Source organism: Staphylococcus caprae (assembly GCF_003966625.1).
Taxonomy (GTDB): domain Bacteria; phylum Bacillota; class Bacilli; order Staphylococcales; family Staphylococcaceae; genus Staphylococcus; species Staphylococcus caprae.
On the sequence record NZ_AP018587.1, the window covers coordinates 2,121,477 to 2,141,210 of the forward strand.

The 19,734-nt window shown below is 31.4% G+C and carries 22 protein-coding genes, 1 other RNA gene and 2 pseudogenes; 8 read left to right on the forward strand and 17 right to left on the reverse strand.

Annotated elements, in window-relative coordinates:
* Nucleotides 1-18 precede the first annotated feature (18 nt).
* Nucleotides 19-603, forward strand: a complete 585-nt coding sequence (gene lnsA / locus JMUB898_RS10200; RefSeq protein ID WP_037541212.1) for a lipoprotein N-acylation protein LnsA — start codon at nucleotides 19-21, stop codon at nucleotides 601-603.
* A gap of 63 nt (nucleotides 604-666) precedes the next feature.
* Here lnsA and JMUB898_RS10205 read toward each other — a convergent pair whose 3' ends face one another.
* Nucleotides 667-900 (reverse strand): hypothetical protein, encoded by a 234-nt coding sequence (locus tag JMUB898_RS10205; protein ID WP_002441627.1) that lies wholly within the window; start codon nucleotides 898-900, stop codon nucleotides 667-669.
* 141 nt (nucleotides 901-1,041) lie between these two features.
* Entirely contained in the window at nucleotides 1,042-1,647 is a 606-nt protein-coding gene (locus tag JMUB898_RS10210; RefSeq protein WP_002441625.1) for a GNAT family N-acetyltransferase, read from the reverse strand.
* A gap of 180 nt (nucleotides 1,648-1,827) precedes the next feature.
* Here JMUB898_RS10210 and JMUB898_RS10215 point away from each other — a divergent pair, with 180 nt between their 5' ends.
* The 4 genes from JMUB898_RS10215 (at nucleotide 1,828) to JMUB898_RS10230 (ending at nucleotide 3,854) form a co-directional block, all read left to right on the forward strand.
* Entirely contained in the window at nucleotides 1,828-2,574 is a 747-nt protein-coding gene (locus JMUB898_RS10215) for a poly-gamma-glutamate hydrolase family protein (RefSeq protein ID WP_044466334.1), read from the forward strand.
* A gap of 120 nt (nucleotides 2,575-2,694) precedes the next feature.
* Complete coding sequence (locus JMUB898_RS10220; protein WP_002441619.1) at nucleotides 2,695-2,979, forward strand: hypothetical protein; 285 nt, start codon at nucleotides 2,695-2,697, stop codon at nucleotides 2,977-2,979.
* Between the two features lie 28 nt (nucleotides 2,980-3,007).
* On the forward strand, nucleotides 3,008-3,226 hold the full coding sequence (locus tag JMUB898_RS10225) for a hypothetical protein (RefSeq protein WP_002441617.1): 219 nt from the start codon (nucleotides 3,008-3,010) through the stop codon (nucleotides 3,224-3,226).
* Between the two features lie 301 nt (nucleotides 3,227-3,527).
* Nucleotides 3,528-3,854: a hypothetical protein gene (locus JMUB898_RS10230; protein ID WP_002441615.1), complete on the forward strand. Its 327-nt coding sequence runs from the start codon at nucleotides 3,528-3,530 to the stop codon at nucleotides 3,852-3,854.
* A 205-nt stretch (nucleotides 3,855-4,059) separates the two neighbouring features.
* Here the strand turns inward: JMUB898_RS10230 and JMUB898_RS10235 are convergent, their stop codons facing one another.
* A complete protein-coding gene (locus JMUB898_RS10235; RefSeq protein ID WP_037541208.1) occupies nucleotides 4,060-4,794 on the reverse strand; it encodes an SGNH/GDSL hydrolase family protein in 735 nt (244 codons plus the stop codon).
* A gap of 125 nt (nucleotides 4,795-4,919) precedes the next feature.
* A complete protein-coding gene (locus JMUB898_RS10240; RefSeq protein WP_037541206.1) occupies nucleotides 4,920-5,120 on the reverse strand; it encodes a cold-shock protein in 201 nt (66 codons plus the stop codon).
* Nucleotides 5,121-5,960: 840 nt separating this feature from the next.
* Between JMUB898_RS10240 and JMUB898_RS12890 the strand changes: the two genes are divergently transcribed.
* Entirely contained in the window at nucleotides 5,961-6,029 is a 69-nt protein-coding gene (locus tag JMUB898_RS12890; RefSeq protein WP_115177471.1) for an epsilon family phenol-soluble modulin, read from the forward strand.
* A gap of 162 nt (nucleotides 6,030-6,191) precedes the next feature.
* Nucleotides 6,192-6,740 (forward strand): hypothetical protein, encoded by a 549-nt coding sequence (locus JMUB898_RS10250; protein ID WP_044466335.1) that lies wholly within the window; start codon nucleotides 6,192-6,194, stop codon nucleotides 6,738-6,740.
* Between the two features lie 107 nt (nucleotides 6,741-6,847).
* On the opposite strand, the pseudogene JMUB898_RS12800 reads toward JMUB898_RS10250, so the two are convergent.
* Together JMUB898_RS12800 and JMUB898_RS12895 are read right to left on the reverse strand one after the other, a co-directional pair.
* Nucleotides 6,848-6,952 (reverse strand): annotated as a pseudogene (locus tag JMUB898_RS12800) (excalibur calcium-binding domain-containing protein); the annotation flags it as partial.
* A 96-nt stretch (nucleotides 6,953-7,048) separates the two neighbouring features.
* Nucleotides 7,049-7,678: pseudogene (locus tag JMUB898_RS12895) on the reverse strand (thermonuclease family protein); the annotation flags it as partial.
* Between the two features lie 247 nt (nucleotides 7,679-7,925).
* Between JMUB898_RS12895 and JMUB898_RS10260 the strand changes: the two are divergent.
* Complete coding sequence (locus tag JMUB898_RS10260; protein ID WP_002441603.1) at nucleotides 7,926-8,420, forward strand: PH domain-containing protein; 495 nt, start codon at nucleotides 7,926-7,928, stop codon at nucleotides 8,418-8,420.
* Between the two features lie 97 nt (nucleotides 8,421-8,517).
* Here the strand turns inward: JMUB898_RS10260 and JMUB898_RS10265 are convergent, their stop codons facing one another.
* The 11 genes from JMUB898_RS10265 to gpmI form a co-directional block, all read right to left on the reverse strand.
* Nucleotides 8,518-8,919, reverse strand: a complete 402-nt coding sequence (locus JMUB898_RS10265; protein ID WP_037541204.1) for a DUF1433 domain-containing protein — start codon at nucleotides 8,917-8,919, stop codon at nucleotides 8,518-8,520.
* A 391-nt stretch (nucleotides 8,920-9,310) separates the two neighbouring features.
* Entirely contained in the window at nucleotides 9,311-9,712 is a 402-nt protein-coding gene (locus JMUB898_RS10270; RefSeq protein WP_037541202.1) for a DUF1433 domain-containing protein, read from the reverse strand.
* Nucleotides 9,713-10,712: 1,000 nt separating this feature from the next.
* A complete protein-coding gene (locus JMUB898_RS10280; protein WP_002441593.1) occupies nucleotides 10,713-11,171 on the reverse strand; it encodes a GyrI-like domain-containing protein in 459 nt (152 codons plus the stop codon).
* Nucleotides 11,172-11,319: 148 nt separating this feature from the next.
* Nucleotides 11,320-11,681: a transfer-messenger RNA gene (gene ssrA / locus JMUB898_RS10285) on the reverse strand.
* Between the two features lie 129 nt (nucleotides 11,682-11,810).
* Nucleotides 11,811-12,281, reverse strand: coding sequence for an SsrA-binding protein SmpB (gene smpB, locus JMUB898_RS10290; protein ID WP_126501998.1), 471 nt, complete (start codon nucleotides 12,279-12,281; stop codon nucleotides 11,811-11,813).
* Nucleotides 12,282-12,305: 24 nt separating this feature from the next.
* Nucleotides 12,306-14,684, reverse strand: a complete 2,379-nt coding sequence (gene rnr, locus JMUB898_RS10295; protein WP_002441589.1) for a ribonuclease R — start codon at nucleotides 14,682-14,684, stop codon at nucleotides 12,306-12,308.
* 31 nt (nucleotides 14,685-14,715) lie between these two features.
* Nucleotides 14,716-15,456: an alpha/beta hydrolase gene (locus JMUB898_RS10300; protein ID WP_002441587.1), complete on the reverse strand. Its 741-nt coding sequence runs from the start codon at nucleotides 15,454-15,456 to the stop codon at nucleotides 14,716-14,718.
* Nucleotides 15,457-15,756: 300 nt separating this feature from the next.
* Nucleotides 15,757-15,990 (reverse strand): preprotein translocase subunit SecG, encoded by a 234-nt coding sequence (gene secG / locus JMUB898_RS10305; RefSeq protein WP_002441585.1) that lies wholly within the window; start codon nucleotides 15,988-15,990, stop codon nucleotides 15,757-15,759.
* Between the two features lie 68 nt (nucleotides 15,991-16,058).
* The gene (locus tag JMUB898_RS10310; RefSeq protein WP_095323332.1) at nucleotides 16,059-16,517 is read right to left on the reverse strand and encodes a hypothetical protein; all 459 of its coding nucleotides are present in this window, start codon (nucleotides 16,515-16,517) and stop codon (nucleotides 16,059-16,061) included.
* A 254-nt stretch (nucleotides 16,518-16,771) separates the two neighbouring features.
* Nucleotides 16,772-18,076, reverse strand: a complete 1,305-nt coding sequence (eno, locus tag JMUB898_RS10315; RefSeq protein WP_002441581.1) for a surface-displayed alpha-enolase — start codon at nucleotides 18,074-18,076, stop codon at nucleotides 16,772-16,774.
* 138 nt (nucleotides 18,077-18,214) lie between these two features.
* Nucleotides 18,215-19,732 (reverse strand): 2,3-bisphosphoglycerate-independent phosphoglycerate mutase, encoded by a 1,518-nt coding sequence (gene gpmI / locus JMUB898_RS10320; RefSeq protein WP_002441579.1) that lies wholly within the window; start codon nucleotides 19,730-19,732, stop codon nucleotides 18,215-18,217.
* Nucleotides 19,733-19,734 lie beyond the last annotated feature (2 nt).

Here is a 19,734-nt window from a genome sequence, read left to right on the forward strand (position 1 = left end):
AAGGAGTTTTCACTAATAATGAAAGCGATACATAAATACATATACTTAATTATTGCCCTTTTCATTGTATTAGTAGCATTTTTTTCGATAAATGAATTTACCAAAAATAAAGATGCTGTCGCGACAAATGATAATAATGACTTCAAACTTAAACCTGGAGATATCGTAATCACTAAAGGTCCAGTGTTATACGGGTTCTTCGGGCATTCTAGCATCGCAATCGATGAAGATACCGTTCTTCAAATTGAAGGTCCTGGCGATAAACCTATCACTGAATCATTTGAATCTTATAAGCACCGATTCGGTACGGGGAAAAACGAATGGATTAAAGTTTATCGTAGTGTTAAACCAGGTGCTGGTCAAAAAGCCGCTAACTGGGTTAAACGTCATTATGAGAATAGTCACAGTCGCTATCTAGTCACACTTAATTTAAAAAGTACGAAATATACATATTGTACAAAAATAATTTATCAAGCATATAAATATGGTGTTGATCAAAATGCCGTGAGTGATCATGGATTATACATTATTTCTCCATATGCATTAAAAGATAATTTCACCAAAGATTATCGATTAAAGTTAGTTAAAAGTATTAAAAATTAAACCCTCCAAATGATAGCGTAGAGATTTCCTAGCTATTATGATTGGAGGGTTATTTTTAGTCAGTTAGACTTCTTTAAAATAATTAACAAACTGCTCGTTTCTATCTAGTACATCTAAATATGAAATTGAGCTAAAAGGAATAATACGTGTGCAATTCTTGAGCGGATAAATAATGATTTCGTTTTCGTAATCGACATGAAGATCATTCTCTAAGACGATTTTCTTATTTCCTATGACCACTGCTACAGCTTTAAAGCTATCATCGTTTAAATATCTTCTTAAAATTTCCTTATTCATAACAACATCACATCCCTTTATTTTAAAATAGCATATTATTGTTAAGGGAGTGTGAAAACATTTCAAGTATTTATTAAAATTATTATATAATTTCGAGTGTGTAGTTATAAAATGACAAATTTGTCGTTTATGATTATCAAATTAGATATTCTTTCTCATTTGATAAAGGTAAAATGGTGATTTATTGATTTCTCCTACTATAGAGAATCCAAATTTCTTATATAGATTTAATGCTTTGTCATTATCTTTAACTACTGTTAATGACAATTTATTAAAGCCTTCTTTTTGGGCTTTTTTCTCGGCAAAATTAAGTAAACGCGTTCCTACACCTTTACCTCGCGCCTCAGGTAACGTCGCTAACATACTAATATGGAATTCATCTTTATTACCTTCGTCCATTGTAATTAAAGAATATAATTTTTTAGGGTTTGAGAAAATAATTTTCAAAGCTTTTAATTTTTTCATTTTTATTATTTCTAAAACAGTCTTAACCATAGATTTTTCTATTTTAACTAGCGATGCACACGTGATTGCTCCTAAAACTCTGTCGTCTTCTTTAGCTACATAAGAAATATCATGGCTAAATCGATTACCTCTTTTTTTCCATAATTTCTGTAACTGACAATTAATTCGATTTTTAGATGTTTCTCCTAAAATGACTTTTGCCATTTCATCAATTGCAAAATGAGTTAACTTGCCACCTTTTTTGTTACTTGGATGTGCTGGAACTACTTGAATATTAACCAAAATTTCGCCTCCGTAAAATAATTTTAAAATTAAAAATACATGTATTTAACATTAATTGTATACCCTATTATAGTAAGTTCAATTATTTTAAAATTTTAAATAAAAGTTAAAATACTTGTTAATTAGATAAAATCATTGTTATCATTTATGAGTTATAATTTTGAAATTAAAGGAGACATAATGAAAGATAAAGGGAGTCTATATTCAAAACTATACTATATATTCATAGCTATAATTATTATCGCCATTATCTTAGTGGTTATGATTTTTTATAATACAAGAAAATCACCATCAAAACCGGCTAGTGATCGTTACAGTGATTTTAATGAACTTAAAAAGCATACGACTAAAAATAAAGATTGGAAAGTTGTTACAAAGCATCGAAAAGATAAGCGTATTCTAGTGTCAGCCATTCACGGTGGCGGAATTGAACCTGGGACAACTGAGTTAGCAAGACGTATCTCAAACGTTGGAAAATATAATTTCTATTCTTTTGAAGGCCTACGCACTAATAATAATGATCAGTTGCATATCACTTCTACAAATTACGATGAACCAAAATTAATTAAAATGTTAGATAAAACTAAAGAAACAATTTCTATACATGGATTTTCTGGCGATGATCCTATCGTCTATATTGGTGGTAAAGATAGAGACATGTCAAAGTCTATTGCAAAAGAATTACGTAAAAAAGGTTTTACTGCGAAGGAAAGTCCTAAAGAAATTGACGCTCAATCGTCAGATAATTTCGTAAACATGAATGATACTGATTCAGGTGTTCAACTAGAATTAACTACTGCTTTGAGACAAGAATTCTTTAAACATCAGAAATTAGACAAAACAACACGTGGTAATCCAAAAAAATACACTAAAACATTCTATAAATTTGCGAATGCTGTTCAAAAAGGCATAAAAAATGCGAATTAAATTTAAAAATAGCCTTCATATTCATTTAAAAATCCCAAAAAATATTATCTAATTTTAGCGTTTTTCTAAGCATTCATCTAGGGTATATAGACATAGGTAATATGTGTGGAGGGATAATACATGGACGAACTTACGAAAGAACAAAAATATACAATTGCAAAGTTTTATAAACTATATATGGAGAGATCCAACGAAGGAATATCAGAAGAATTAGCTAACGATTTTAAAGATTCCGTAACAGCTCAAGATGATTACTTTTGCGACCGTGAGTATGATGATTTTATCTATAATTGCAAAGTACTCATTCAAGAAGGTTATCTAGAGGGAGATATAGATGAAAATAAAATCTATAATATCAAAGTAACCACTAAAGCTTTTACTGAAATTGAAAAAAGTTTTGGTTAAATTATTAATTTTAGTTAGGTGACATAATATGAACGACTGGAAAATAAATAACTATTCAAATCGAAAATTTCTTATTCAAAAAAATGATAATGATATTTCAATAGTCGAACCTATAGATAATGGGTCGTTTAAAATACTTGCTGAATTCAACTTATCTAATGAAAATCATGTAAATACTTATGATGATAATTTATATATTTCAGTCAAAAATGAAAATGAAGAAATAAGTATTTTCGATAAAAAATAGAAAACTTAAGCTGCGTACTAAAAATGCGTACATTTTCAAAAAATTGTCAATTTGTGTTAACAAAAAAGTAACATTAATTATATTAATTTTAACCAAATTAAATAGCCACAAATATAGTTTTATGGTAATCTGTAAATGTTACACTCTGTGAGTGTTTAACATTACTTCTTGTTGTCGCCTTGCAGACTTTAATTTTCGTCATTATTAAAGTATCTGCATAGGCGATTTTTTGTTTTTAAAAGACTTATGATGCTTATTAGTATAAAATATAGGTGAAATAAGAATATATGAGGAGGATTTTATGAAAAAAGTTGTAATTTTATTATTGAGTAGTTTTTTAATATTAACAGCATGCGGTAATAAAGACACTTCTTCAACTAAGGACGACAAAAAATCTGAATCAACACCTAAAAAAGAAAAAAGTCATAATACTAAAAAATCAGATAAAACAAAGACAGATACCAAGAAACAAAATAGCAACGACACAGTTAAAAATGAAAGCCAAAGTGCAAACAAAAAGAATAATCCTAAATCACAAGATGCTAAAAGAAATTCAGAACGTGTAGATGGTAAAGATGTAAATAAAAACAAAGATAATAGCAACCCATCTGATAATGGTAATAAATAACTAAGTAATCTTCCAAGCTAATCTCAAAATATTCAAGATACTCAAAGTATCATTCAAACGAAAGTTATCGATATGAAATGTTACAACAATATTCACAAGTCATTCATTATTATGAGAAGCAATATTTCAATCATCACAAAAAGGATGTGCGGCTGCCAAAGTTAGATTTAAAGTCCAACTTTAACGCGTGCACATCCTCTTTAATTTATAATATCTCATCCAATTGTCTTACTATGATGGGTGTATATAAATAGCGGTACCCTTTTTTAGTTGGGTGAGCATCATCTGCCATCATTTCTCTATCACTTTTAGCTAATTTATTAATTTCCTCATTATTAAATATATCTATAATATGTATATCCCATTTTGTTCTAAGACGATGAAGCTGATTTACTAAATCTCGATAGTTTTCGTCGTTTTCTCTAATACAAGTATAAAAAATAATTGGGCAACGCCATTTCATTTGAACATACTTAATTATATATTCTATCGCGCCAATCGTCGTGTTAATATCGAAATCCTCTTGCTCAAACGATGAACTCATCTGACCTATTTCATACTCAAATCTCCCATCATTCGTCGATAACTGACAAACTACTGCATCAATTTTTGTATTCACAAAGTTTAATTTCTTCAGTCTATTCACGTAACTATCAGACTTGTCCCCTGCAAGCGTAGTCCCTGATTTAGCTTCCTTAATCCCCTTTACTTCATATTCAGTTGTTAAATATTCGACAAATGATATCCCCTTCGAAGCTGCACCATATGTAATTGAAGATCCTAAGAAAATAATCTTTTTACCATTAAGATTATCGTCATCCTTTTTCAAGTCAATTTTAGGATTATAGTAATCTTTATTACCATTGATAATATTGAAAATGTTCTTCAAAGACTTCATCAAAGTTGTCATTTCACTCAATATCATTTTCCCTTTTTTCATGCTTGTCTCCTTATTTTTATATGTATGTAGAATTAAAGTATCGTATATATTCTTGAATGTTATTGTAACATGGTTATCATTTTCCAAATAAAAAAGCCCTCCGAAGAGGACTTTGAAAATTGTTATTACATTTTAACAACGTTTGAAGCTTGTTCGCCACGTTCGCCTTCAACGATGTCGAATTCAACGCTTTGACCTTCTTCTAATGATTTATAACCGTCTTCAACGATTGCTGAGAAATGTACGAATACGTCTCCGCCATCTTCTCTTTCGATGAATCCAAAACCTTTTTCTGCATTAAACCATTTAACTGTACCGTTATTCATATAGAATACCTCCGCGTGCTTTTGCACTAAATATTTGTAACAAATCCATTAATCAAAAGAGAATATTCTATAAAAATATTTCAACAATCAACTTCACGTGCTTTATTACTTAACCTCCACTATACGCTTATTTTGAGAAAAGTAAAGCCTTTTTAGTTAATTCTTCAAATTATTTATATTCTTCAAGTTTCTAAAGATAACAATTTATTATCAAACGTATGTGAATGTTAATCCAAATGTAAATCATTCTAACGATTCTAATCACTTGCCTAATTATGGTAGTGACACACCTAAACCTGGTGAACATGTAGCGGGTTCTCCTGGCTATGATCCTAAAAAATACCGTGACAAAGACGGTATATCAGGAGAAAAATAATTAGACCTACAGTTAGGAATTCACAATTATTAAAATATTTATTTTTTTGACACAAAGGAATCATATATTGTAATTAACGCATTTAATGACAAATCCTCCAATTCGTACTATAAGATAAACACATACTCAATTAATTGGAGGTGTTTCATATGTTCATCTTTGATTTATTAAAAAAAGGTATAGAATTCTTTAAAGACGTATTCAAATAAGACTGTTCTAGAGTAGTAGCAATACCCTTCTTCAATGAAGGGTATTTTTTACAAATTAATCCCTACTATTCTTATAATATATATTGAATAAATTTGTTATTGTTTTGCAATTTTAACAGAAATGAATTCCAAATTATTAAATTTTAAGTTAAATTTTACATCTATGAACAATTTTTTACGACTTTTGAAATAATCAACTAAAATATATCCAATGAGAATATACTACAGTTAATAAATACATAGGAGGTGAGTCAAATGTTCATCATCAACTTAATCAAAAAAGCAATCGAATTCTTCAAAGGTTTATTCGGCGGTAACAAATAATTGTTTACCTTTCCCCTCTTGATAAGAGGGGCTTTTTCATGCCTTTATAAATATTCAAATTTTGAAAATAGAAATTTTACATAAATTTAAAATTAATCGTGTAGATTTTGGGTAAAGATAATTTATTAACACCAATATTTAAAATATAGGAGCGAACTTTTTATGAAGAAATTATTTACCATCCTATTATCGAGTTTTTTAGTATTAGGCGCATGCAGTCATACTGATAGTTCTGACAAAAAAGAAACTGATAGTAGTAAGAAGTCTGATTCAAAAAAAGATAATAAAAAAGACTCTAAAGGCGATAAAAAAATAAATAACGCAAAAGATAAAATTAAAGATAGTAAATTAGCAAAGAAAAATAAAAATAAAGATTCAAAAAATAAAGACGACAAATCTAAATCTAAGCAACAAAACAACAAGCAAAATCATCCTACTAACAATAATGCATCTCAAGCGAACAACACTACTAAACAATCCCAATACAATAACAACAACGCTAATCAGAACGCAGCCAATAATAATCAAGCTAACACAGCAAATCAACAACAAAATCAAACAAACGGGAAAGCACAAAATAATGTTCAATATCCTCAAGGAGCTGCAAATAAAAATCCGCAACAAAGTAATACACAACAATACTCAAATAATGGATCAAACGTGAATAACAATCAAGGCCAGGCCAATACAAATAACCGAAATGGATATTAAAATGCAAAAGTCATGGTTAGCTATTCATAGCCTCCATGACTTTAAATTTGCTTTTATGAAATTATGATTATCCTATAATAATTTTAAGAATCTTATCTGAATGAAAACTATCTGATTTCACACGCAACTCCATTATGATTTCCATCTAACCTTGCGCTGTATGCTGGATGACCTATTGGCACACCCGCAGGATATACTGCTCTAAGTGCTTTACAGTTAGAAAATTGTACGGGTAAACTATTATTGTTGTTGTTTGAATCATTATTGTTATTATTTGAGTGATTATCGGACTGATTATTGTTTTGCTCTTTATTATCCTCTTCAGAATCTTCACTCCATATATTTAACTTCTCAGCTTTAGCCAATGATTCACTCTCTTTCAATTTACTTTCATACGTGTCATTAGGAGGAAAAACATACTTTACTCTAGCTAACCCATTTCTAACCAAAGCATTGTTTAACATTTCACCATCCGCATAAACATATGCTAAGCTTCTTCCATATTTATCAGTATGCGAACCTTTATCGAATTCAACTTCTATCTTTTTAGCACTGGTTAACTTATTTGTAGTAAATTCACTTGCTTCAGGACCATATTTTTCTACCGGTTTTCTTGGATCTTTTGTTTCAGGAGTATCTATCAGTAATAATCTGAAAGTAGTTTTCTTACCTTTATAATTAAATTTAACAGTATCACCATCTACAACTTTAACAAGGGGCACTACTTCTATATGATTACTATTATTGTCTTTTTTCTTTTCTTCTGTATTTTTATTATTGCTTTCTGATTTTTTACTACTTTTTACATCGTTCTTCTTACTACTTTGTGTTTGAGTAACTTTATCTTTTTTACTATGTTTTTGCTTTTGTTCTCCATTAGGTCCTATTAATAATATGCTGATTATAAAACAAGTTGCAGCAACAATTATTTTTTTGATTTTTTTCTTTCTTTTCGCGTAAACAAGAGCCGTTATTAGCAATATAAATGCTACTAAAAATAATGATACTCCAATATTTATTAATATATCTTTCATGTTGCACCTCTAAAGTTGTTATTTTATAATATTTTATAACAATTTTATCAATTAAACTATAAATATTTTAATTTTAAAATTTAAGATTTCGATAGATGCGGTTCTTTATAACAATTTTCATGAAAATTATATCAACGAAAGAAGGAATACTATGGCAAGCAAGAAGAAAAATATTCAACAATTAAAAGATATTATACTTAATGAGAGCGAAGAATTGCAATACGTTATTGAAGGTATTTATGAAACGCATACAATAGGTGTGGATGTATATAGAAATGGTATTCTAGCAGCTACAAATCAAAGAGTTATATTCTTTTCAAAACGATTAACAGGCTATGATTTCGAGAATTTCGATTACAATCGAATTAGCACATTTGAATTAAGCAAACGCCTAACAGGCAATAAAATCACTTTTTATTCCAGTGGAAACAAAGTAACAATGAAATATATTAATGATAAAGAAATCAATGATTTTGTAACATATGTAAATAGAAAAATGGAAAATGAGAAAAACAGTGAGCCACAAAATAACCTTCAAAATGATAATTTGTCCAAAATAAAACAACTTAAAGAATTATTAGACATCGAGGCTATTACTCAAGAGGAATATGAACAAAAGAAAAAAGAATTATTAGAATTAAACTAATGCAAATGAAAAAGGCAATCTCTATATTATTTCAATAGAAATTGTCTTTTTTACACTTATCAAAGCTCTTTAAATCTAATCTCGTTTATTAATTATTCTATTTCTCTTCTTTTTTCGATTTTTCTTTCTTTATTTGTGATACTGATTTTGTATTTTTCTTATACATTTTTTCAAGTTTGGCAGAACTCGTTATATCCCCTTCAAACTTAAAGTTTTCTACAGATCTTATACCAGCAGTAAAAGAGCTTTCTTTATCATTATTTATATAACCACTAATATCATATCCATCCATAGGATTTCTTTTCATTTCAGAAAAGTGAATAGTCTTATACCCTTTAACATTATGCTTCATAAAAAGTTCAATTCTTCCTTTTTGTACATCATAGTATTGTTGTTCTTTTTCTTTTTTCTCATCATATTTCATTTTAAAATAGATGCCCCCTATAATTAATACTATGCCAAATAGCGTTATTAATATTAAAATTATTTTTTTACTCAAATAATCATTCCTTTGAAGTGATATATTAGACAAATTTTATAAATATGATAACATTTATCATTAAATATTCTGTACTTCATAAAAAGCAAATATATATAATAAAAGTTTTAAGTTTTAAGCTTCTTACATTGAAAATAGTAATATTTTTCATGAAAAGGTAATTACCCTATAGATAAAAAGTCAATCTCTATATTATATCGGTTCTATGTCAAATAGGACTGGTGACAAATATTTAGAGGTTAAGCAACATTTTGGGCTCTATACTAAATTGGACTAATGAGAATTTTTAAATTCTCACCAGTCCAATTTAGTATAGAGCCATTATATCAATAGAAATTGCCTTCTTTACACTTCTACAAGCCACTATATCTCGTCCAGTTTATTCATTATTTTATTTATCTTCGTTTATAGATTGCTTCTTCTTTATTTGTGATACTGATTTTGTATTTTTAATAAATTTTTTACTTAATTCTTTTGAATATGAAAGATCTGCATCAAAATTAAAATTATCTATAGAAGTAATACCTGCTGTAAAAGATATTTTTTTGTCGTCATTCAAGTATCCTTTAATATCATATCCATCCATAGGGTTTTTTTTAATTTCTGTAAATTTAATACTTTTAAAACCTTTTACATTATACCTCATATACAATGTAATTCTTTCTTTTTGTTCATCATAGTATTTTTGTTCTTTTTCTTCTTTATCGTCATACTTCATTTTAAAATAAATGCTTCCTACAATTAATATAATACTAATTAATACAATGAATATTAAAATTAATTTTTTATTCAAAATATCATTCCTTTGAGGTGACATAATAGACAAGTTTTATAATTATGATAACACTTTGTCATTGAATATTTTGCTACTTCATATAAATTCCATATTAAAAAATAATATGTATGTGCTCTTTTCATAATAAAACAGTCTATACACAACTTTAAATATTTTAATTTAATCTTTATTCTCACCATGTATGTTCATCCTTCAATTTTAAGTATAATTGATGAGAAATGATTTATAGACGTATTATCTCCTTTTTATTTGTTTGGTCACTTATAATTATAGAGATGATTGTGACTTTTTATATTTAAAACCTAAAATTCCACAACCGTAATGGCTGTGGGTTTCAATATGAAGACGACGGCAGTTCATTAAACCTTTTATCTATTCATGTTAAAATCGCTATAAGTATTGTCATGTAAATGCTTACATTGTTTATCACATTGTGTGTAAAATGCTGAAATTGAAAAAATTTTGGGGAACAAGATGTTATAAGCAAATTGATAATTATACGCTTGCTCTTTGATTCAAAATCATACCCTTTTTCCGCTTTTAATAATAATCTTTCATAAGTATTTAAAATAAGACAAATATATCGTTACACCTACCATAATTAAGGCAATGAAACCATGCATTAATAAATTAATTTTAATCGCTTTCTTATCCATATTTTTACTATTGTTCATTCTTCTATAATTTATATTGTACAAAAGTGCGTTTATAACAGAATACAAGTCTATAAATTTTATGCCAAATAGAATAGCAACATATATTTTCAATATCGTTCACCTCAATTGTTTAATAAACTATTCCAACTGTATTATTAATTTAAATTACTTATCTCAATGCAAAATAATATTTCTCTCAGCGTCTCTTTTGCGTCCCTATAACTAATTTATGTATAAAAAAATAAACGTCAAACCTCTATAGTCTCAACGCTATGAGACAATACTATGACTCTTAAGCTGTTCAAAATTTATTTCATTGCAACACAAGGCGTTTCTCAGCATTATGTAATAGGGATTAATATTTCACAAAAATTATCTAATCCCTCTTCTTCTTTATAACGCTCTAGTATAGCTTCATTTTTCACTTTCAAATGATTATTATCTATAATGTTTGGTAATTTAGAATAGAAGTTTTTTACATCTTTTATTGTATGAGGAATTGTAAAAACTGCGTATTTTCCTCCTATAAAACTTCTAGAATTTATAGAATCATTTGTCTTTACATCTTCATCTATCTTTATAACTAAATCATATCTACATAATTCTTCATCGATAATTTTTGGATTATCTAATGCTACACCTATTATTCCATTTGTTTCAACATATCTCCAATAACCATTTTCTTTAATCCACTCTTTAAATCTTCGCAGCATTTCATAATTCTTATTACTGCCATATTTACCTTGATTTCTAACAAAAATAACATTACAATCAGCTAAAACTTCTATTTTATAATTCATTTACCCACCTCCAACATTAGGCTAACCCGAGTTAAAATTTATTACAATATGTATTTTAAAGTTATTTTATAAACAAAACGCCACTTTGTAAGTGTGATGCGCACCCTAAACACTAAAAAACCCACAACCTCAATGGTTGTGGGTTTCAATATGGAGACGGCGGGATTCGAACCCGCGTCCAGAGGTCCTGATACACACCTTTCTACGTGTGTAGTCTATTGATTAAATTCGCATAATAGTAAGCAACAGACAACCAGTATTATGCTAGTTTGATTGGTATTCATCTAAACAGACTTCAAACGGCAGTGTTTAGCATATCCTACTAGGGTTGAATCGCGTTAACAGCACGTAGGAGATGCTGTTAGGCGATGCAGTATGCTATTACGCAGCTACTGCGAAATTATTGTTTGATTTGTCAGTTATATTTACTGAAATGTGTTGATGTCGGAGACAACCCTCCGACACGCTTAGTGTGCTCGAGGGACCCCTGTCGAATCCAAAAACGCCCCCGCAATAAAATTATAATAATTAAATAATGACTGTTATAAACAAGCCATTTGGTGTGATAGACTATGTCACCTTTTAAAATACAACATTAATAATCATACCAAATGGCACTCGATTAAGCAACAAACGTGCTTAATAACGGTCTTTGACCGCTCGATCAATGTCACGTTTCATTGCTTTTTCCTTAAGGGCTTGACGTTTATCATGTAATTTCTTACCACGTGCAACACCTAATAAGACTTTACATTGGCCATGCTTTAAATATAATTTTAAAGGAATAAGTGAGTAACCAATTTCTCGTGTACGTTCCCCTAATTTGAGGATTTCTCTTTTATTAAGTAACAATTTACGAGAACGTAATGGATCATGGTTAAATCGATTGCCTTCTTCATACGGTGCAATATGCATGTTATTTAAATACATTTCACCACGTTTTACTTGAGCATAACTATCTTTCAAGTTCGCACTGCCACGTCGAATAGACTTAATTTCAGTACCTCGTAAAGCAATACCCGCTTCAATCGTATCTTCAATATTATAATCATGTCTTGCTTTACGATTCTCCGCTAACGTACCTGGTGATTTTGATTTTTTCTTAGCCATTCATTCTCACCTCATCTTTGCTGACTATTTTTTCTTACGACGTGATTTCTTTTTCACGCTTTTATCTTTATAGAATGGTTTATGATTCGTTTTACCTTGTTTATCTTTTTTACGGGCATTTTTACCCTTACGTTGTTTGCGTTTCTTCTTATTGCCTTTATTATTGTGGTCATCCTTAGCTTTATCTAATGACTTACCACGCGTCTTAGCTTGAATTGTTTTACCACGTGCTGGACGTTGTGATTTATCATTTTTAGGTAAAGGCATACCCACAATTTGAAAATCAATCATCCGTTCGTCTACATCAACGTGTGTGACTTTAACTTTCACTTCATCACCAATACGGAATACTTTCGCTTGACGTTCACCTATTAAAGCCATTTGACGTTCGTCGAAATGATAGTAATCGTCAGTCATATTAGCAATATGAACCATACCTTCAATGGTATTAGGCAACTCTACAAACATACCGAAGTTTGCTACTGAACTAATGATACCTTCGAATTCATCACCAATATGTTGAATCATATATTCAGCTTTCTTCAACTCATCTGTATCACGTTCAGCTTCAATTGCACGACGCTCACGTTGAGATGTGTGTTCAGCAAGCTCAGGCAATGTATCTTCCCAATGTCTGAGTTCCTTTTTATCCATAGAATTCTCAATTAAATACTTACGAATTAATCGATGTACGGTTAAGTCAGGATAACGACGAATTGGAGATGTGAAATGCGTATAATACTCTGCTGATAGACCAAAGTGTCCAAGATTGACATCATCATAATGTGCTTGTTGCATTGAACGTAACATCATAGTTGAAATCACCATTTGTTCTGGTCGTCCTTCAACTTCTTCTTGAATGTTCTGTAACGTTGTAGGATGAATATCTTCGCCCGTACCTTTGATCATAATACCGAAATTCGTAATAAAGTCGAAGAATTGTCTTAATCTTTCGGATTTAGGTTGCTCATGAACACGATAAATAAATGGAACTTCCATTTTATTAAAATGCTCTGCCACCGTTTCATTAGCTGCTAACATGAACGACTCAATTAAACGTTCACCTTCGCCACGTTCACGCATTTGAACATCTGTAGGAATACCTTCTTCATTTACGAGTACTTTAGCTTCGTTGATATCGAAGTCAATTTCACCACGACGTCGACGCATGCTGATTAAACGATTGGATAAATCTTGTGCTAAATCAAGCATTGGCGTTAATTCTTTATATTGCGCACGTACTTGTGGATCTTGGTCAGTAATGATTTTATTGACTGCATCGTACGTCATTCGATAATTAGAATGAATGACACTATCAAAGATTTCGTGTTTAACGACTTCTCCACGTGCATTGATTTCCATTCGACAACTCAATGTTAATCGGTCGACTTCAGGATTCAATGAACAAATACCATTACTTAAACGGTGTGGAATCATTGGAATGACTCGGTCGACTAAATAAACACTCGTCGCTCTATCGTATGCTTCTTGGTCTAATGCAGAATCTTCCTTCACATAGTAACTTACATCTGCAATACTTACGGTTAACTCAGTATTACCATTTTTCAGCTTTTTAACGGCGATCGCATCGTCTAAGTCTTTCGCATCTGCACCGTCAATCGTAATGGTTAAATCATCTCTTAAATCACGACGACCTTCAATTTCTGACGGTTCAATTTCTTCTGGCACGTCTTCGGCTTCTTTAAGCACATTGTCTGGAAATTCGATTTCAATGCCATGTTGATAGATGATAGATAAAATATCGACGCCGGGATCATTCTTATGACCTAAAATTGCTGAAATATGACCTTCAGGATTGTCTGTACCATCAGCATATTTCGTAATTTGAACTAATACCTTATGACCATCTACAGCACCAAGACTTTGTCCTTTAGGAATAAAGATATCTTGCATGATACGCTTGTCATCAGGTATGACGAAGCCAAAGTGTTTCGCTTCGCTATAAGTGCCTACTACTTGCGTCACCGAATGTTTCTCAATAGATTTAACTTCGCCTTCAACTTTACCTTTGTGTTCGCCTCGAGATTTTTGAATTTCTACGATGACCGTATCTCCATCTAAGGCTCTATTAATTTTAGTTGGTGGGATGAATATATCTTCCATCTCTTCATCTTCTGGTCGAAGGAATGCAAAGCCTTTTTTGTTCTGACTTAACGTTCCTTTAATTAGTTTTGAATTGGACTTACTTGTTTCTTTTCGTTGATATCTATCTGTCTTCGTACGTTCAATTAAACCAGTTTGTTCTAGTTCAACGAGCACCTTAATTAAATCTCTAAATGAGTCGGCACTATTTAAACCTAACGCATCTTGAAAATCTGACACTGACATTGGTTCATAGTCAGGTTGTTTAATTATTTCTTCAATGGATTGCTTTAAATTCATTATGCCCCTCCTTTCTTACTTCTTCATCTTTTTATTCTGTCCAATCTAATGACTCTAAAAATTGATAAACATCTTCAAAGACCTGTTCTTTCTCTTTATCAATTGTAATCACATGACCAGATTCATGATACCACTTGATGTCTTTCTCATCAGAATCAACATGTTCGTATATATAATTTGCTGATTGAGGATCAATCATTTTATCTTGCTCTGCTTGTATAACTAGAATAGGTTCAATAACCTCATCTACTTGTTCTTTACCACGTTTCAATGTGTCACTGAGCTCTTTAAGCGTTTCTGTAGGATGGAAATCCTCCATTTCTCTATCAATGGTTTCCTGATCCTTGCCTTCATACTTTTTAAAATTACGGGCATATTCTAGAAAACCTTCATATATTGTTCCTTCAGTCTTACCATCCATTGGTGCACACATTGTTACAATACCCTTCACATCGCGATTTAAGCTTAACTTCAATGCGAAGACCCCACCTAGTGACAATCCGGCTACAGCAATTTCCTCATAGCCTTGATCGACTAGATAATCATAACCATCTAAAACATCCTTAAACCATACGTAAGGGCTAGATTTTAAAATTTCCTCTGGTGGTGCTGAATGCCCTTCATATTGAGGTGCATACGATGTATAACCCTTTTTCTGAAGGTAACGACCTAATTGTCTCACATCAGCTGAATTTCCAGTAAAACCATGTAGTAATAATACAGCTCGTTTTCCTTCTTCGAAAAAGAATGGTCTCGGTAGTTTAATTTGCATGGTTTGAATTCCTCTCCCTTTTCATTGAGAACTAGATAGCTCTATTTAAACTTTAAATCATTTAAGGTTATTGATTTCATTTTCAAAAATAAATTGAATCTTTGATAAATGCATAATTGGACTATTCCCTTAATTACAGGTGTTAAAAACATTGCTATCATCTATTATAAAATAAAAAAGCCCGACAAGCATATCGTCGGACTCAGGCTGATGTCAAATGTGAATGTTGGATAGTGTTCCTTTATCACATTGTACATCAGACTTGATTAGATTCATTTACTTCATTCAATAACTTATTATCTACATACCTAAATAACTGATACAGAACATAAGTACGAAGAAAATAATTGCTAAAAAAATTGTTAATCTATGCAAGAATAAATCGACGCCACGTTGCTTTTGTTTACCAAATAACTGTTCTGCGCCACCACTAATAGCACCTGAAAGTCCATTACTTTTACCTTCTTGGAGTAATACAACAGTCACTAATGCAATACAATCTATAATTAATAAAACGATGATTAATGTATGCATAAAAATTGTCCTCCGTTCATTATATACGAGACGAATTATAACACATCTCTATTCGTATTATCAAACTTCTATCTATTAAAAGTGCTTTTACGAGCGATTGACACGACTAACATATAAATTGCTAAAACAATTGAGCCAATCACAACGATTAAGATTGGTAAAATTGCGATAACGTTCTTCACATCTAAAATTGCTTGTACAAACATGTATAAATTCACTAACGTGAATAAAGCATTAGATACATAAACTGCAAACATAAACCACCATAAATAGGGATGACGATTCCATAGTGCAACAACACCTGCTAAGTAAGCAAGAATGTACATGACACCAGTATATCTATCACTATTTAAAATATTATGCACAGCAGTGTCTGACGTTTTCTGTCCTGCTAAAGATAACAATGATTTCGCCGTGGTTTCATCTAATACTACAAAATGATGAATAATAAGTAAGATACAAAATATAAAGGAACTGATCGCGATTAAACGTCCGGCTCTTATTTCTCTAGCGCTTGACTCTGTGATATCTGCCATAATGGTACTCCTTTTTCAGAATTACTTTCATTAATTATATCAGTTTAGCGAAGTAAATTAAATGAGATGTCCCTCACTCAAAAGGTTTGATGTTAAATCAAACTCATCAATTTTTCACCAATCCACTGTATTTCTCTACATAAAAAGACCCGTTACAGCCTCAACTCTGTAACGGGAATAGATTTACTTTAGGGCGTGAAACCCAAAGATATAAGCGTGAACTCTTTTATTTAGCTATAGAGATATTATTTGTCTAAATTGTAGAATGATTTAATTCCATCAAATTTAGCTGTTTCGTATAATTCATCTTCAATACGTAATAATTGATTGTATTTAGCAATACGATCAGTTCTTGATAATGAACCAGTTTTAATTTGTCCAGCGTTTGTAGCAACTGCAATGTCAGCAATTGTAGTATCTTCAGTTTCACCTGAACGGTGTGAAACAACTGCTGTGTAACCAGCTTTTTGAGCCATTTCAATTGCATCAAATGTTTCAGTTAAAGTACCGATTTGGTTCACTTTGATTAAGATAGAGTTACCAATTCCTTGTTCGATACCTCTAGATAAAATTTCAGTGTTAGTTACGAATAAATCGTCACCTACTAATTGAACTTTATCGCCAATACGATCAGTTAATTGTTTCCAACCTTCCCAATCGTTTTCGTCCATACCATCTTCAATAGTGATGATAGGATATTTACCAATTAATTCTTCTAAGTAGTCAACTTGTTCTGCTGCGCTACGTTTAGCACCGTGTTCACCTTCGAATTTAGTGTAATCATATACACCATTTTCGTAGAATTCAGAAGAAGCACAGTCGAATCCTAAGAATACATCTTCACCTGGTTTGTAACCAGCTTTTTCGATAGCTTTGATGATAGTTTCAACAGCATCTTCAGTACCTTCAAATTTAGGAGCGAAACCACCTTCGTCACCTACTGCAGTTTCTAAACCACGTTCACTAAGGATAGATTTCAAGTTGTGGAAGATTTCAGCACCCCAACGTAATGATTCTTTAAATGATTCAGCACCAACTGGTAAAATCATGAACTCTTGGAAAGCGATTGGTGCATCAGAGTGAGAACCACCGTTAACAATGTTCATCATTGGTACTGGTAATTGTTTACCATTGAATCCACCTAAATATTTATATAAAGGTTGACCTAATAAGTCAGCTGCTGCACGAGCTACGGCAATAGAAACACCTAAGATAGCGTTAGCACCTAATTTACCTTTGTTACTTGTACCGTCTAATTGAATCATCATTTTATCGATAGATACTTGATCTAATACTGAAAATTCACCTTCAACGATTTCTGGTGCGATAATTTCATTTACGTTTTCTACAGCTTTAGTCACACCTTTACCTAAATAACGTGATTTATCTCCATCACGTAATTCAACTGCTTCGTGTTCACCTGTAGAAGCACCTGATGGTACTAATGCGCGACCGAATGCACCACTTTCAGTTAAAACTTCAACTTCAACTGTTGGATTACCACGTGAATCTAAGACTTCGCGAGCGTAAACATCTGTAATAATTGGCATGTTAATATCTCCTTTAAATATATTATAAAGCTATTATAGCCCTATTTATAATTTTAATAAAATAATTCTACTAAGTAATATTCAAATTTCGGGAGTACGTTTATTCCTCCCAAAATTTGAGTGTTTTTATAATCAAAATTAATGATTAATCAATGATTCACCAGTCATATCAGAAGGTTGTTCTACATTTAACAAGTCTAATAATGTAGGAGCTAAATCTCCTAATCGACCTGTTTCACGTAAAGTTACGCCTTCTTTAGTAACAATAACTGGAACTGGATTAGTTGTATGCGTCGTCATTGGTTGATCATCATCTGTTAACACTTGGTCTGAGTTACCATGGTCAGCAGTGATAATAGCATAACCATCCATTTCTAAAATCTTGTCTACAACTTCACCAAGACATTCGTCTACAGCCTCAATTGCTTTAATTGTAGGTTCAAGCATACCACTATGACCTACCATATCAGGGTTAGCAAAGTTTAATAAGATTAAATCTAAATCACCTTTGTCTAACTCTTCTAAAAGTGCATCTTTAACTTCATATGCACTCATTTCTGGTTTTAAATCATACGTAGCAACTTTTGGAGAGTCGATAAGACGACGACGTTCTCCTTCAAATTCCTCGTTACGACCCCCACTCATAAAGTAAGTCACGTGAGGATACTTTTCAGTTTCAGCAATACGTAATTGTTTTAAATTATTGTTTTGTGCGACTTCACCAATTGTATTGTTTAAGTCAACTTTTTCAAATACAACTTCAGCATCTACATCGTCATTGTATTTCGTGAACGTTGCATAGAATAAATCTTTAACTTGTTCAACTTCGAAACCATCAAATGCTTTATTAGTGAAAATTTCTGAAAGTTGAGCAGCTCTGTCAGGACGGAAGTTGTAGAATACAACAGCATCGCCGTCATTAACGCCATTATTTTGATTATCAATAATGAATGGTTCAACGAATTCATCAGTAACGTCATTACTGTAATTCGCTTCTACACCTTCTTTAGCTGAAGCGTATGTTGGGCCTTCAAAGTTACGGATAGCATTGTAAGCTTTCTGTTCACGGTCCCAACGTTTATCACGATCCATTGCATAATAACGTCCAGACACTGAAGCGAATTGGCCAACGCCTAATTCTTTGAATTTAGCTTCAGTTTCTTCAATATATTTGAGGGCAGATTTTTGATCAACGTCACGACCATCTAAGAAAGCGTGCACGTAAACTTTATCTACACCTTGTTTTTTAGCTAATTCTAAGATTGCAAATAAGTGTTTATAGTGACTGTGAACACCACCATCTGATAGTAAACCAAACACGTGAAGTGCTGAGTTGTTATCTTTTACATGTTTAATTGCGTTGTTTAACACATCATTTTCAAAGAATTCTCCATCTTCGATTGATTTGTTAATGCGAGTTAAACTTTGATATACGATTCGTCCAGCACCGATGTTCATGTGTCCAACTTCAGAGTTACCCATTTGTCCTTCTGGAAGACCTACATCTAAACCACTTGCTTCAATTTGAGTAGTTGGGTATTTCTCATAATAACGATCAAAATTAGGTTTGTTTGCTAATTTAACAGCGTTGCCATGTTCACTTTCACGATTTGCAAAACCATCTAGGATGATTAAGGCAGTTGGTTTCTTAGCCATAA

What these genes read in the sequence shown, in the direction of transcription:
- lnsA (WP_037541212.1), top strand. Translation starts at nt 19, where the DNA reads ATGAAAGCGATACATAAATACATATACTTAATTATTGCCCTTTTCATT.
- JMUB898_RS10205 (WP_002441627.1), bottom strand. Translation starts at nt 900, where the DNA reads ATGAATAAGGAAATTTTAAGAAGATATTTAAACGATGATAGCTTTAAA.
- JMUB898_RS10215 (WP_044466334.1), top strand. Translation starts at nt 1,828, where the DNA reads ATGAAAGATAAAGGGAGTCTATATTCAAAACTATACTATATATTCATA.
- JMUB898_RS10220 (WP_002441619.1), top strand. Translation starts at nt 2,695, where the DNA reads ATGGACGAACTTACGAAAGAACAAAAATATACAATTGCAAAGTTTTAT.
- JMUB898_RS10225 (WP_002441617.1), top strand. Translation starts at nt 3,008, where the DNA reads ATGAACGACTGGAAAATAAATAACTATTCAAATCGAAAATTTCTTATT.
- JMUB898_RS10230 (WP_002441615.1), top strand. Translation starts at nt 3,528, where the DNA reads ATGAAAAAAGTTGTAATTTTATTATTGAGTAGTTTTTTAATATTAACA.
- JMUB898_RS10235 (WP_037541208.1), bottom strand. Translation starts at nt 4,794, where the DNA reads ATGAAAAAAGGGAAAATGATATTGAGTGAAATGACAACTTTGATGAAG.
- JMUB898_RS10240 (WP_037541206.1), bottom strand. Translation starts at nt 5,120, where the DNA reads ATGAATAACGGTACAGTTAAATGGTTTAATGCAGAAAAAGGTTTTGGA.
- JMUB898_RS10250 (WP_044466335.1), top strand. Translation starts at nt 6,192, where the DNA reads ATGAAGAAATTATTTACCATCCTATTATCGAGTTTTTTAGTATTAGGC.
- JMUB898_RS10260 (WP_002441603.1), top strand. Translation starts at nt 7,926, where the DNA reads ATGGCAAGCAAGAAGAAAAATATTCAACAATTAAAAGATATTATACTT.
- JMUB898_RS10280 (WP_002441593.1), bottom strand. Translation starts at nt 11,171, where the DNA reads ATGAATTATAAAATAGAAGTTTTAGCTGATTGTAATGTTATTTTTGTT.
- smpB (WP_126501998.1), bottom strand. Translation starts at nt 12,281, where the DNA reads ATGGCTAAGAAAAAATCAAAATCACCAGGTACGTTAGCGGAGAATCGT.
- rnr (WP_002441589.1), bottom strand. Translation starts at nt 14,684, where the DNA reads ATGAATTTAAAGCAATCCATTGAAGAAATAATTAAACAACCTGACTAT.
- JMUB898_RS10300 (WP_002441587.1), bottom strand. Translation starts at nt 15,456, where the DNA reads ATGCAAATTAAACTACCGAGACCATTCTTTTTCGAAGAAGGAAAACGA.
- secG (WP_002441585.1), bottom strand. Translation starts at nt 15,990, where the DNA reads ATGCATACATTAATCATCGTTTTATTAATTATAGATTGTATTGCATTA.
- eno (WP_002441581.1), bottom strand. Translation starts at nt 18,076, where the DNA reads ATGCCAATTATTACAGATGTTTACGCTCGCGAAGTCTTAGATTCACGT.
- gpmI (WP_002441579.1), bottom strand. Translation starts at nt 19,732, where the DNA reads ATGGCTAAGAAACCAACTGCCTTAATCATCCTAGATGGTTTTGCAAAT.